Genomic DNA, 14,041 nt, shown 5'->3' with positions numbered 1-14,041 from the left:
ATTCGTTCTTCGGCCTGCAGCACGAACGATACCATTGAATGGATCGCGAACCGGCGTGTTGATTTGAGCCGAATGCCGTCAGGCATCGGGTGCCGCGTGTTACCCGGCCGCTTACGCGACTCGGCTCATTTGTTCTTCGGCCTGCGGCACGAACGATAACATTGAATCGATCGCGAACCGGCGTGTCGATATCAGACGAATGCCGTCAGGCATCGGGTGCCGCGTGGTACCCGGCCGCTTACGCGACTCGGCTCATTTGTTCTTCGGCGTGCAGCACGAACGATAACATTGAATCGAGCGCGAACCGGCGTGTCGATATCAGACGAATGCCGTCAGGCATCGGGTGCCGCGTGTTACCCGGCCGCTCACGCGACTCGGCTCATTCGTTCTTTGGCCTGCGGCACGAACGATACCATTGAATCGGTCGCGAACCGGCACGTTGATCTGAGCCGAATGCCGTAAGGCATCGGGTGCCGCGTGTTACCCGGCCGCTCACGCGACTCGGCTCATTCGTTCTTCGGCCTGCAGCACGAAAGATACCATTGAATCGATCGCGAACCGGCGTGTCGATCTGAGCCGAATGCCGTAAGGCATCGGGTGCCGCGTGTTACCCGGCCGCTCACGCGACTCGGCTCATTCGTTCTTTGGCCTGCGGCACGAACGATAACATTGAATCGGTCGCGAACCGGTGTGTCGATATCAGACGAATGCCGTTTGGCATCGGGTGCCGCGTGTTACCCGGCCGCTTACGCGACTCGGCTCATTCGTTCTTCGGCCTGCGGCACGAACGATACCATTGAATCGGTCGCGAATCGGCGTGTTGATATCAGACGAATGCCGTAAGGCATCGGGTGCCGCGTGTTACCCGGCCGCTCACGCGACTCGGCTCATTCGTTCTTTGGCCTGCGGCACGAACGATAACATTGAATCGGTCGCGAACCGGTGTGTCGATATCAGACGAATGCCGTTTGGCATCGGGTGCCGCGTGTTACCCGGCCGCTTACGCGACTCGGCTCATTCGTTCTTCGGCCTGCGGCACGCAAGATACCATTGAATCGGTCGCGAACCGGTGTGTTGATATCAGACGAATGCCGTAAGGCATCGGGTGCCGCGTGTTACCCGGCCGCTTACGCGACTCGGCTCATTCGTTCTTCGGCCTGCAGCACGAACGATAACATTGAATCGATCGCGAATCGGCGTGTTGATATCAGACGAATGCCGTAAGGCATCGGGTGCCGCGTGGTACCCGGCCGCTTACGCGACTCGGCTCATTTGTTCTTCGGCCTGCGGCACGAAAGATACCATTGAATCGATCGCGAATCGGCGTGTTGATCTGAGCCGAATGCCGTTTGGCATCGGGTGCCGCGTGTTACCCGGCCGCTCACGCGACTCGGCTCATTTGTTCAACACGCCGCTACGCCAGCCCCCACCGCCGCCGCAATGTCCATTCACCGCAGAGACAACCCGCAAACACGATAAACACGATCCAACCGCTGAGCGTGCTGTCGCCGAGCCGCCACTTTTGGATAACGACTCGTTCGGCGCGGCGCCGCTGAGTCGCGATTCGCTCGACCAATTCCTCCATTTGATCGGCGCGGAACGACGCGCCCCCCGATGCCTCGGTCATCGACGCCAACCGGTCCAGCAACGCGTGATCGGTGTTCCGAGCGGCCAGCTCTCGAGTATCGTCAATCACCTGAAACGGCAGCTCAGCCGTCGTTGCCTCGCCACCTGCATCGTTCAGCTGCACGCGCAGCCGGTAGATCCCCGGCGACAATCCGTCGGCGTGGTCCTCGCCGCGGGCGTTCGAGGCAATCCCCTTGATTTCACCGGTCACCTCGGTGCGTGTCCCTTCCCCCAGGCTTCTCTTCGTGACGGAAACATTGATGGGGCGGGCCTCTCCCGAGTCTGAAATAACTTCGGCGGTCCAGGTTGCCGACTCCGCCGTCGCGGCATCGCCGCCGACACGCGCGGCCGTAAAAATGCTGTTCTCCGACGTGCTCATTCGCCGCCGCGTCATCGCCAATTCGAGCTCACCCTCAGTCGACTCCTCCCGTGAGAGCAACCACAGCACGAGTTGACGCCAGAACCGACGATGGAACTCACTGGCCCCGCTCGTCCACCAAATCCATGTGGAGTCAAATGCCAGCGAGGCGACTCGTCCCTGCCCGTATTCACCGACGACCATCATCGGCACGGCTGTACCGTTGTCGAGTAAAACCTGCACACCGGGGGCCACCTTCACGCCCGCGAACTGGTTCGCACCAGGCATAGCGGGCAGGTTTGCCCATTCCTCGCTGTCCGTTTTCGATGCGTCCGCGTTGATGCTGGTGATCGGATGCGGGGTCGCGATTTGAAGGGGCACCGGGCCCGCCAATTGGCCGGGCAGCAACACCTCTTCACCGCGAGGACTCAGTGCTCGAGCGGGCTCGCGAAGTGTCCCCCCGGGCGGCTGAGACGATCCCTCGTCCATTTGCACGGGCAATACCTTCGCCAGCGAAGTGCCAGCGTATCCGCCGGGGCCGTATGCCCGTTCGCCTCCGAGCGTGAGCAGTGCCGTCCCCTCGGCCACCAGATCGGCGAGACGGTCGAGTTGTTTGTCGCCCAACGCGGCCGAGTGCAGATCACCGAGAATGATCACATCAAATTGGCCGGGCTGCCAATCATCATTCAAATCGATTGGCCAACGCGATGACGTGTCCCGTGGAATCCAGCGATAGGTGAGCTCCAAATCTGGGAACCGCCGCAGCGCCCGACGCAGATACCGTTGCTCTAAACGTGGTGTGCCTTCCAAATACAACACCCGACCGCCACCGGCGCGCACGTCCACAAACGAGAGCTGTTGATCGTTCGTTGTATCGGTCTCGCCGGCAGGCGATCGGACGCCGACAATCAACCGATATTGTCCTGGCTCCGGTGCAATGACGGGCACCTTGACCGGCTCGCGGTACATATCCTGATCGGGAGTGATCGTTCGTGTCGCCGCAGTCGACTGGGCGCCTGAGTCGCTAACCCACACCACCGTCAATTCGATCGGTGTGCCCTCGTAGCCACGCGTTTGAAGGTCGAATGTGATCTCGGTTTCGTTGCCCGTGAACATGCGATACGTATCCGGCAGGGAGCTGACAGCCACATCTCGGCTCCGGTTACTCACCGAGGGTGGCCCCAACGCCACGGTCCACAACGGGACCCCGATCGCAGCGACCCATTTCGCTGATAACATGGGATCGATCATCTGACCGCTTTCGCCCCGTATTGTGTGGGTGCCGTCGCTGACCAAAACAATCCCCGCCAGGGGTGTCGATCGCGATGTCGCAACGGCCGACTCCAACGGCGACGACAAATTCGTCAGTCTACCGTCCGGTTGGATGCCCCGCAGTGAATCCAGTACCCCCGACATTTGACCAACCGGTCCGCTACCGATCCGTTCACTCCCGGTATCGAAGCGATAGAGTGCCACATTGAGGTTGTCATCGAGCGACGAAAGCCCGCTGGCCAATTCATCGAGTGCACGACGTTGTTGCTGCCAACGATTCTCGGCACCTCCGATCCCGCCGGGCGCATTCAGAGCGGCACTCGGGTTCCCGGCTGATTGATCCCCCGACGCGAGTGTCATGCTGCGAGACGCATCGATCGCAATTGCCAATGTTGCGACGTCCGGGCGATTGTCCGTTCGGACCCACGATGGCCGCAGCATCACCAGCACCAACGTTGCCGCGGCGACGGCACGGAGGGCGATCAGCACACGCCGCTTGCGTCGTGGCACCCCCGTCGGCATGATCCAGAATAGCAGCGAGATGACGAGCACCGTTAGTACCAGCCCCGTGACGCCTGAATCGTAAATCGGGTCATAGCTCAGATGCATCACCCGGCCTCCGGAGCGTGCAACGAACCATAAAAACGATTGCTCAGTACCTGTTCGGCCAAAAAGACCAACACGGCCAACAACATCAGCGGCCCATGCAACGACACAGCCGCTCCGGCCCGGCCACCGGCTTGGAGAGAGAGCTCGTTGAGATCGTTGGCAATCGACCAGCCCTCATCTCCGAACCACTGTTGCAGGATACTCAGTTTCGTGGTTTCGTCTTGGGACCAAATCGTCGGCAAATTCACGGACAGCCCGCTCCACAGTTCTGGTCCCCGCAAAAAATAGGTGCCGGGCATCGAGGTCTCATCGATCAACACGCTCGAGTCTTCAATCGCGATCGCCCGCCCGCTCGATTGTCCCGGTACGTAGAGCTCGACCATCGGAGCGTCCTCGGCCGTGCCGTTTATCGCTGCCCCGCTCGTCGAAGCGACGTCAACATCAACGCTCTGGTCCACGTGCAGCAGAGCGGTTTGTCCCGCGAGGATGGTGGTCTCGCCGTGGTCAAGTCCCGCCGCCCAAGCGGCGATGCCGCGTACGGTCATGAACGCGGGCCATGCATCGGCCGCACCAAACAAATCGTTCCAGGATCGCGTGTTGGGCCCCAGGGCTGGCAACGGCGTTGTGGTCAGTGCGATCCGGCCATTCTCGAAACGTCGTGTGAGCACGGCAGGATGTCCGCCAGCTGCGGCGCCGGGACTGCCCGCGTACCTCGCGATCACCTCCCACGCGGGCATCGCGACAGACGCCGCCGATCCGCCCGCAGCCGTCTTGCCAGCGGCGTCGTCATTCACCTGCCAGTACCGGCGAATACGAAAATCACTCCAATTCGGTAGGGAGGTCGGTCGCATTAACGAGGAAAAAACTGGATGGGAAGTCGCCGTCACCTGCCAAAAGGTTCCCGGCGACGGCACTCGCCATGAACGCACGATGGGAGGGATCAGTGCATCGGTAGGCGACACTTCCGCGCGGAGGTCATCGCTGCGGCTGCCCACGCCGAGCACCTCGGTTGCGGGCCCGAGACTGACGACCAACCCACCGCCCCGCGATACCACTCCGGCGATATCGTTCCACATTGCCGTGGTGATCCCGCCCGCGGCCCCGACGATCGTTTGCTCCGGCGCATTGAAACGCAACGGTGGGTCGATCAACACGATCAAGTCGAATCGCTTCCAATCGACAGCGACGAGATCTCGATAGTTCACGGTTTCAATGCGGTAGCTCGCCGATGGATCGCTGGGCGCATGCGGGGCGGTCATGGCGGCGGCCACGACCGATGTTTCGTCGCGATTATCGCCCACCATCAGCACATGCGGGGGTGCGGGCAGTTCGATGGTCACGAAACGCAAGTTGTCCCACTCGAAACGATCACGCCCGATCAGCTCGACGACCGCGTGATGCGTGCCGCGAGGCAACGGCGGTAGTGTCAGTGAGACCTCCTTGCCTGTCGCATTGCCCAGTTCGACCGATGCCCGGTCAACCGTTCGCAGCATCGGCAGCACGATTCGACCATCTCGGACAACCGGCAGTGACGGATCTCGCTCGTAGAGACTGAGTTGCACCGTTGCGGCGAAACCGGACGGTGCACCAGAAGCTGCACCGGAACCGGCTGCGTCGCCTGACGCCGCCGTTTCCCCGGCAGCCCAAACGCCGACATCGAAGCGAATGGGGATCGCGGAGCCGGGCGAGGGAGCGACCTCGGCAACTTGCGGTGGAGAGATCCAGGGGTTGATCGATGATGCCGTACTCGCCGAGGATGCGGTCGCGGCCGCACCGCTGGCCGGGTCGCCGCGACGATCAAACGCTGTCCGCTCGTGAACATTCAGGATGCTGATCGGCACATCGTCGTGCTGGTCGGCCGCCACGGGCGAACGCTCAGTGGACGTGGGCACGTTCTCGTCCCAACTCGCTGCGGACATATCGGAGACCACGACGACCTGTCGATGCGGTAGGTCACTGGTGCGAACGAGCTCGACCGCCGCGGCAATCCGCTCGGCGATCGGTTCGGGCACCGCGTGCGGCGTGATGCGATCGAGCCGTGCGAGGGCAGCCCTGGGGTCGAGCGAGAACCCCGCCGGTGAGGCGGATCGGTCGACGATCGCGACGCGGCTGCCCCCTGGCAGGCTTTCAATTAATTCACCCGCACGAATCAAGGCGACGGCTAATCTTGTGCCGGCAAGGTCCAACCCCTGCTGCTCGCGGAGCTCCTCACTCAAGCCCGAATCCGTCGCGTCCAAATCGGTTGCGTCCAAATCGGTCCCGTCGCCGCGTTCGTCCGGATTGGCGAACTCGTCACCCGTTCGCCATGCCGACGAAGGCGAATTGTCGATCACGATCGCGATCGCCATCGGACCACTGCCTTCGATCCGTGGCCCCGCGCCGCTTGCGATGGCGCGAATTGCCACGATCCCGCCGATGCACCCCAGCAAAATGGCTGCGACGAGGAGCGTCCAGGCGAACGATCGGGCCAGCCCGCGTGAAAGCGCTCCCGACGCCATCACCAGCAACCCAACGGCAGCCAGAAATAGCATTCCGATCGTGAGCCATTGCGATGACGTCGCCGCGTTGATGTGCGGCCGCGCCAACACAATCGCAAACGCCACCAGCGCGAGCACCCGCAGCGCCAACAACCACCAACGACGAACACGCAGCCGACTGCTCTGGGTCGTCAGGCGTTGCCTTAGAAACGAGACCGCCGGGAAAACGACGCGGCGGGGCGGTTGACGGACCAACAAATGCAAGGCGACGGGAACCCCCGCCGCCAACGTCCCCAACAGCAATGTCGCGCTGAGAAAACCCATTACTCGATCGATACCGCCAACAATCGGAGGCGTTCGACCAACCGGAACAGCGTATCGGTCTCGATGGTGTGCGGTCCCTGGAACGCCATGAACTCAACCGACACCTCACCGCCACGCAGCAGATCCCGCAGCGCCTCGGCACTGGAGAATGGCAAAATCGGGTCGATCCGCCCATGTGATTGCAGGACGTGTGTCTCCGCCAAACGCGATAAATTGGCCTTCCACAGCGATTCACAAATCAACGTTCCCGAGAACTGAACGAGGATGCTGGGAGGCCGTACTTCGCCGCGCAGCGCCAGATCCATCGTCAGCATCGCCCCCTGCGAAAACCCGCCGAGCACATACGGCGTCCCCTCGGGGAAATGGCTCAACACCTCCGAGACCGTTGCCTGCAAGGTTTCGCGAGCCTCGTCGAGCCCCGGCGGCACTTCGTCGTGCAACTCGGCGAATCGGTCTGTTTGCAATAACTCCTGCAGCATGCCCATGTTGAGCTGCCACCAGGCACGGCCCTCCGGCATCCCCACATCGGATAAATCGTGGGGGGCCTCGGGATAGACAAATTGCAGCTTGGCGGAATCTCGCCCGATCCACTCAATTAAGTGCGGCGTCAACGAGGCGAGGTCATCACCGGGAGCACCATAGCCGTGGCATAGGATCACGGGAATGCGAGGTTCCTCCGATCCGTCGATGACGAGACAGCGGAGCGAGCCAATGGTTTCGATGCGAGGCCGAGCGGCATATCCGTCGGCCGAATGGTTAGGTTTGTTCATGCCACTAGGTTACGCGAAACCCGGTGTCCCTTGCCAGATACGCTAGAGAGCAATTCAGGCAGCCTCCCACTCGCCCGGGCCGCTCGGAAAGGCGAACCCACAGCACTTTCCCGAGCCTCGGGGAGGCTCGGCGCCTCATTTTTTACGGATCATCCGACGGAAGCGTGCGCCGGAGGTTTTGGAGGATCGCCTCAAGTGTCCAATGATTTATTGGTGGGATTGGATTGACAGGATTAGATGGGGCCTGCCAGGAAATTAGTCGGGGCTTGCCGGGAAATTAGATGGGGCCTGCCAGGAAAAACGGAGCGAAGCTCTGCAGAGGTGCGGGCTGGGCAAGGGATATCCCGGTCGATGATACCCCAATGGTGTTGCCAGTCGCTGCCGAACCTTCCTTCGGCACGGACGCTTCGTTGAAAACAGATTGGATACCCGAGCGATGCCTTCAAAAAACGTCCACCGTACTGCCGCGCCCCCTGCCGTCGGATGAGCCGTTTTTACTCCGACGTCGACATTCCCAGCTGCCGCATTTTGCGATAGAGATTCGAGCGATGCAGCCCCATTCGCCGCGCTGCTTTCGTCATGTTGCCGTCGCAATCGGCAATGAGCGATTCAATATGAGCGATCTGAAACTCACGGGTGGCCTCGTTCAAATCCACGACGGCGTTGCCTCCTGGCGTCGGGACATCGTTCCCACGCGGCCCTGCGATTGCGCGCAGCATCAGATCCGCTTCGCCCACCGTGTCACCGGAGCTCAGGTAACACACCCGTTCGATCGTGTTGCGCAGTTCTCGGACATTGCCCGGCCATGGGTGAGCCAGCAGGGTACGGCATGCGGAGTCATCGAGCGTCGGAACTGCCCGTCCAATTTTGCGACAAAAATGGGTCAGAAAATGTTCCGCCAGCAAAATCACATCAGGTCCCCGCCCCGCCAGCGGCGGCAGCGTCAAGGAGACGACACTGAGCCGGAAAAATAGGTCTTCGCGAAACCGCTTCGCCGCGATTAATTCCTGCAGCGGTTGATTGGTCGCCGCGATCACGCGAGTATCGACGGGTATCGCTTGCGAGCCACCCACACGGACCACCACGCGGTCTTCGAGCACGCGCAATAGCTTCGCTTGCCCGCCCAAGCTCATGTCGCCGATCTCGTCCAAGAACAGCGTGCCTCCGTGAGCCAGTTCAAACTTGCCCTGCCGCGTCCCCGACGCATCGGTGTAGGCCCCCTTTTCGTGACCAAACAGTTCACTTTCGAGCAATGATTCGACGAGTGCCGCACAGTTCACCGCGACAAAAGGGCCGTTTCGCCGCTCACTCTGATAGTGGATCTGCTGCGCCAGCACTTCTTTGCCGGTGCCGTTTTGCCCCAATACCATGACGCTCAACTCGGTCGCAGCCACCTTCGCCACTTGCTTTCGCAGCTCAACGATCAACTCATGATTGCCAATCAATGGATTTGACTCGGCGGCCTGCGTGACCAAACGGTCCCGGGTGCGGGTCAGCTCGACACGCGTTCGCTGCGAGTCAATGGCAACGACCGCATGCCGCGCCAATTCTGACAGTGTGTTCGCGTCCGCGACGTCAAAAGCTGAGCCGCGATCCCCATCGAGACTCGCATTGATCCCCTCGAACACGCCCACGATCTGATCTCGCGAATTGAACATGGGCACCGCCACCAAGGAACGCGTCTGGAAGCTCTGAGCGTGGTCCACGCGCCGATTCACTCGCCCTTCGTCGTCGCCGCCGGCCGCCCACCAACGCGGACTGCCCGATTGCAATACCTCGCCAACGATGCCCGCACTGTCATCGACCTCGAGCACCCCGCCCTCGATCCCGATCGCGGGTCGACCGATCAATCGACGCTGTGCTTTGTCCCATAGGAAGATCGTGGCCCGCTCGCACAGGAGCACTTCGCAGGCACAGCGAGCGATCGATTCCAGCAACGCCATATCGTCATCGACCTGTTGCCACAGTGCCGCCGCTTGCAGCATTTTGCTCAATTGCCACAATCGACGCGTATGGTCGCGGCGGTCGCGGCGCAGCACGAACCACTGGCCGAAAACTCGCGCTAAATCAGCGAGCCATTTTGCGGGCACCGGCTCGGTTCCAATCGACAATAGCAATGCCATATTCGGCATCTCCAGCGACACGTCGTCGTGGCCCCATGAATGCCCGTGGCCCCATGAATGCCCGTTCAGAGCAACCGCTGAGAACTCGCGATCGACCACCATCTCGCCGCGATCGATCGCCTCGCTGGCGAGCGTCTGCGCCGATGGCCACTCCTGGCCGATCCAGAAATCGGTGACCCAATCGCCACCATTTTGCGAGACGACGCCGCAGCGAATCGCCGCAGCGGGGCCCGTGCGACTGAGCCCATCCATTGGTGGCCCGCTCATTGGTGGACCGCTCATTGGTGGACCGCTCATTGGTGGACCATCCATTCGTCCCCCGCCGGGTCGTGCCCCCACGCGATCACCGACACCGCGGGCAGAAGCAGAGGGCATCCGGACCCACCCGAGCAGTTCCTGCATGATTTCGTGAACAATCGCCTGGTCCGATAGCGGGCGAGCTGGCGATCGATCCGTGGGCCCAGAGTGAGACGTCGGAGCCACTCCTCGCGGATTCTCCATCTGCGTTGATTCGGGTATCAAACTGCCCCCATGAGCTGTCGAGCGTGGAGTTGAGCCGCCGATCACATCGTTTTCCATGTTGGAGAGTCAAGGATGCCTTGTGAGTACGCACGCATCCGGCGATGATGGTTCACCCCCACAGCAAAATTCGACCCAATCTAGCCGCAAAAAGGTGATGGAAATGCAATTTGAAGGAAAAAAAGGACTTATTGTCGGTGTCGCTAACGATCACTCGATCGCCTGGGCCATCGCTCAACAAATTCTCGCGGGCGGCGGAAAGTGTGGATTCACGCATTTGCCCGACCGCCCAGACGACGAAAAGAAAAAAAATCGACGCCGCGTTGCCAAGCTCACCGACCAATACGAAGGTGCGGAGTTCCTGTTGCCGATGGACGCCAACAATGATGACGATATCCGCAGCGTCATGGAACACACCAAGGAAAAATTTGGCAAGATTGACTTCTTGCTGCACTCGATCGCGTTCGCCGACCGCGACGATCTGGGCCGGGAAACGCTGCACACGTCCCGCAATGGTTTCAAGATCGCGATGGAAGCCAGCGTGTTCTCGCTGATGGCCGTCACCGCAGCGGCCGAGCCGATTCTCGCCCCCGGTGGATCCGTGCTGACGATGACCTACTACGGTGGCGAAAAGTGTGTCCCCGGGTACAACGTCATGGGTGTCTGCAAGGCCGCCCTGGAAGCCTCGATGCGCTACCTCGCCTTCGACATGGGCGCCCGCAACGTCCGCGTCAACGCCCTCTCGGCAGGCCCGATTCGGACACTCGCCGGTCGCGCCGCAGGCGTGGAAGATATGCTGAAAATGTACGAGCACATGGCGCCCTTGGGCCGCAACGTGACCCATGAAGAAGTCGGGCGAACGGGTGCGTTTCTACTCAGCGATGACAGCACCGGTATCACCGGCGAAGTCCTTCACGTCGATGGCGGTTACAACGCCATGGGCAGCCCCGGCCGCCTACTCGACGAACTCAAGAAATTGCAAGCCAACTAACTCGCGTTACTCGGGTTTGCGAAACCTCAGCAGGTAGTTCTCTTCGAACGAGTCGATTTTGACTTCGTCGATGAATTGCAGCCCGGCCGCTTCGACTTCACTGCGGAAGACGTCTTGGCCGGCACGCACGTGGCCGAGCAGGAATTCACGGGACACACCGGGGATGCGATGGAAATCGATCAGGACCAATCGCCCGCCCGGTTTGAGGGCACGCTTGATCGATGCCAACATTTCGCCATAGTGCTCGAAGTGGTGATAGGTGTCGCAGATGAATACGAGGTCGACTGACGCCGGTGGCAGGCGGATCGAAACGTCCGTTCCCAATACCGGTGTCAGATTCTCGACGCCATCGGCGGTCGCCCGAGCGGCGATGTGCTGCAGGAACTTGGGCGCCACGTCGACGCTATACACCCAGCCGTCCCAACCGGTGGTGCGAGCGAACAAGCTGCTGTAGAAGCCAGTTCCTGCGCCGATGTCGGCAATCCGCTCCCCCGGTTTGACGCCGCACGCGGCCAGCACTTCTTTGCGGGCACCGTACACTTCACGGCTCTCAACTTCGAAACGTGCCAGCCACGCGTCGACGTCCAGGTCGGGGTCCTGAAACGTCGCATTGATCCCAGCGGGCACCTTGGTGGGATCGATTGCGGGAGTCACCGCGGTGTCCTGCGCCATTGCCGAGCGGGCGCCGACCGCCAGCAAGAGGGTCACTAATAAACCGGTTGAAAGAACGTTCGCAAGTCTCATGATTGCAGCTCATGCTGTGGGAAAGGAGAGGAAAGGAGGGGACTCTCAGCGGTGCATCGACCAACCGCTTGCACCCCCTCAGGATACAAATCGAGGCGTGACCGAGCGATCATTGTAATCCGACGATTTGCACCACAGAGAAATACAGGCTCATCCGGCGGTCCATCTCACTCGTCCATGAACGTGACCGTTCCGGTGTCCATGTTGTAGATTCCGCCCACAATCTTGATTTCACCGTTGGATTCCATCTCAGCCAAGATGGGGCTCTTTTCTCGAATGCCCGCGATCGTCATGAGCACATTCTGCTCGGCAACCATGTGTACGAACTCGTCGTTCTCGCTCGTTTTCTCGCCTTCATAGTCTGCAAAGTGGTCAACCGCGGGCGAGATGTTCTTGAGCATTGATGTGATGTTACCGAGTTCGACGTTATCGATCGCGCCTTTGATGGCCCCGCAATGTTCATGGCCGAGGACCAAGATGAGCTTGGAGCCGGACACCTTACATCCAAACTCCATGCTGCCGAGAATATCGGTGTTCTCGAAGTTGCCAGCGACCCGTGCCACGAACACGTCGCCAATTCCGCGGTCGAACGCATCCTCAACGGGAATGCGAGAATCGAGGCAGGAGAGGATGACAGCCTTGGGGAATTGGCCGAGCGCTGCTTGACGCACCTGTTGGGAGTGATCTCGGCTGGTCAGCGTTCCCTCGACAAATCGTTGATTGCCCTCCTTTAACGTTTGCAGAACATCGTCCGGCGTCAGTTCATCGCGTTCGGCTGCCGTTAAAATTTGTTCGACAAGAGGGGCTCTATCGGGATTGGCGGCCGCCGCTGGGGCATCCGAACGGAGGGCGTCAGCCGGGTTCTCCGAGCAGCCGGAAAACAGCAGGCAGGTCGTGCATCCAATCGCGAGTAGGCTTGATCGCCGGTGGAGTCTGTGGGTCATTCAGATGGCTCGTAATGTGTTTATTGATCGTCGTCTCCAAGGAGCATTACTATACTCCAAGTTCACGCGGTAGTGAGTTCAGAGAACGAAGCAAATCGGTCAGTTCCAAGCCTCAATCGCAGCGACGACTTTATCCTGTGGCACGTCACCGACGAGCTGGACACTGCCGATCGATTTGGGCAGTACGAAGCGTAGTTTGCCGTGGGCGACTTTTTTGTCGTGAGCCATGACCGGAATCATCTTTGCCGGATCGGCGTCAGGCCAACTTCGCGGCAGTTCAGCCGCCTCCAGCAGTGCGGTTTGCCGGGTCAGTAGTTCGCGGTCACAGAGACCGAGATCGATACTGAGACTCGCGGCCATCTGCATCCCAATGGCCACCGCTTCCCCGTGCAACATCGCCCCGTAGCCCGCGGTCGCTTCGATCGCATGAGCGAAGGTATGGCCGTAGTTCAAGATCGCCCGCCGCCCCGTCGTTTCACGCTCATCATCGGCGACCACCCGCGCTTTCGATTGACAGCTGCTCGCGATCGCATGCCGCGTCGGCTCGGGATCGCGCTGGACGATCGCAGTGATGTTGGATTCCAAAAACTCGAAGAACTCAGCGTCTTCGATCACTCCGTACTTGATCACCTCGGCCAACCCGCTGACGTACTCGCGCGCCGGCAGCGTGCTGAGGAAATCGGTATCGATCCACACCAGATGCGGCTGCCAAAACGCACCGACCATGTTTTTACCGCCGGGCAAGTTGATCCCGGTTTTGCCGCCCACGCTGCTGTCGACCATTGCTAACAGAGTCGTGGGAACTTGGACGAAGCGCAGCCCGCGGGTGAATGTGGCGGCGGCGAAGCCGGCCAAGTCACCGATCACACCGCCGCCGACCGCAATCACGACGCTGCGACGATCCGCCCCACAGGCGAGCAACTCGCCCCAAAGTTCCGCGAGTCGGTCGGTCGATTTGCTGGTCTCACCCGATGCCACTTCGATGATGCTCAGCCGCATGCCGCTGATCGGCAGCGACTGAGCGATCGATTGACCCGCCGATGCGGCAATCGACGCGTCCTGGATCAAAATCACGTGGGTGCAGTCGCCCAGTGCTTTCTGCAGGCGAAGGGCAAAACCGGTTTCGTCCGGCCGGGATGTCGCCCCACTTTGGATCGAAATCGGATAGCTCCGCTGTCCCAATTCGACGGTGATCTCGGTGGCGGCGTCCGTGGAGGTGCTGCCGGATGGGCGTGTTTCGGGATGAGCGGATTCAGAGCGGGGAGGGATAGACACGGCGAGTAT

The 14,041-nt window shown here is 60.8% G+C and carries 8 protein-coding genes; 1 reads left to right on the top strand and 7 read right to left on the bottom strand.

From position 1 onward, the window contains the following. Window positions 1-1,414: 1,414 nt before the first annotated feature. The 4 genes from SH410x_RS08950 to SH410x_RS08935 all read right to left on the bottom strand — a co-directional run bounded on the left by SH410x_RS08950 (window position 1,415) and on the right by SH410x_RS08935 (window position 9,841). Window positions 1,415-3,865: a VWA domain-containing protein gene (locus tag SH410x_RS08950; RefSeq protein ID WP_473676166.1), complete on the bottom strand. Its 2,451-nt coding sequence runs from the start codon at window positions 3,863-3,865 to the stop codon at window positions 1,415-1,417. After that, window positions 3,865-6,666, bottom strand: coding sequence for a BatA domain-containing protein (locus SH410x_RS08945; RefSeq protein WP_473676165.1), 2,802 nt, complete (start codon window positions 6,664-6,666; stop codon window positions 3,865-3,867). The genes SH410x_RS08950 and SH410x_RS08945 overlap by 1 nt, the downstream gene beginning before the upstream one ends. Next, window positions 6,666-7,436 carry an alpha/beta hydrolase gene (locus tag SH410x_RS08940; RefSeq protein ID WP_473676164.1) on the bottom strand — a complete coding sequence of 257 codons (771 nt, stop codon included), beginning with the start codon at window positions 7,434-7,436 and terminating at the stop codon, window positions 6,666-6,668. Before SH410x_RS08940 ends, SH410x_RS08945 begins: the two co-directional genes overlap by 1 nt. Window positions 7,437-7,930: 494 nt before the next feature. Then, on the bottom strand, window positions 7,931-9,841 hold the full coding sequence (locus SH410x_RS08935; protein ID WP_473676163.1) for a sigma-54 interaction domain-containing protein: 1,911 nt from the start codon (window positions 9,839-9,841) through the stop codon (window positions 7,931-7,933). Between the two features lie 400 nt (window positions 9,842-10,241). On the opposite strand from SH410x_RS08935, the gene SH410x_RS08930 reads away from it, so the two are divergent. After that, the gene (locus SH410x_RS08930; protein ID WP_473677278.1) at window positions 10,242-11,069 is read left to right on the top strand and encodes an enoyl-ACP reductase FabI; all 828 of its coding nucleotides are present in this window, start codon (window positions 10,242-10,244) and stop codon (window positions 11,067-11,069) included. Window positions 11,070-11,075: 6 nt separating this feature from the next. On the opposite strand, the gene SH410x_RS08925 is transcribed toward SH410x_RS08930, so the two are convergent. From SH410x_RS08925 to aroB, 3 genes are all read right to left on the bottom strand, one after another. Next, window positions 11,076-11,813: a class I SAM-dependent methyltransferase gene (locus SH410x_RS08925; RefSeq protein ID WP_473676162.1), complete on the bottom strand. Its 738-nt coding sequence runs from the start codon at window positions 11,811-11,813 to the stop codon at window positions 11,076-11,078. 167 nt (window positions 11,814-11,980) lie between these two features. Further along, the gene (locus SH410x_RS08920; protein ID WP_473676161.1) at window positions 11,981-12,757 is read right to left on the bottom strand and encodes a carbonic anhydrase family protein; all 777 of its coding nucleotides are present in this window, start codon (window positions 12,755-12,757) and stop codon (window positions 11,981-11,983) included. A gap of 99 nt (window positions 12,758-12,856) precedes the next feature. Then, window positions 12,857-14,026 (bottom strand): 3-dehydroquinate synthase, encoded by a 1,170-nt coding sequence (aroB, locus tag SH410x_RS08915; RefSeq protein WP_473677277.1) that lies wholly within the window; start codon window positions 14,024-14,026, stop codon window positions 12,857-12,859. Window positions 14,027-14,041 lie beyond the last annotated feature (15 nt).

The sequence above is a fragment of the Rhodopirellula sp. SH410 genome, assembly GCF_055811895.1.
This window is presented reverse-complemented; position numbering and strand designations above follow the sequence as displayed.

Bases quoted from the DNA above. Each gene is read 5' to 3' on its own strand.
- SH410x_RS08950 (WP_473676166.1), bottom strand. From the start codon at position 3,865: ATGCATCTGAGCTATGACCCGATTTACGATTCAGGCGTCACGGGGCTG.
- SH410x_RS08945 (WP_473676165.1), bottom strand. From the start codon at position 6,666: ATGGGTTTTCTCAGCGCGACATTGCTGTTGGGGACGTTGGCGGCGGGG.
- SH410x_RS08940 (WP_473676164.1), bottom strand. From the start codon at position 7,436: ATGAACAAACCTAACCATTCGGCCGACGGATATGCCGCTCGGCCTCGC.
- SH410x_RS08935 (WP_473676163.1), bottom strand. From the start codon at position 9,841: ATGAGCGGTCCACCAATGAGCGGGCCACCAATGGATGGGCTCAGTCGC.
- SH410x_RS08930 (WP_473677278.1), top strand. From the start codon at position 10,242: ATGCAATTTGAAGGAAAAAAAGGACTTATTGTCGGTGTCGCTAACGAT.
- SH410x_RS08925 (WP_473676162.1), bottom strand. From the start codon at position 11,813: ATGAGACTTGCGAACGTTCTTTCAACCGGTTTATTAGTGACCCTCTTG.
- SH410x_RS08920 (WP_473676161.1), bottom strand. From the start codon at position 12,757: ATGACCCACAGACTCCACCGGCGATCAAGCCTACTCGCGATTGGATGC.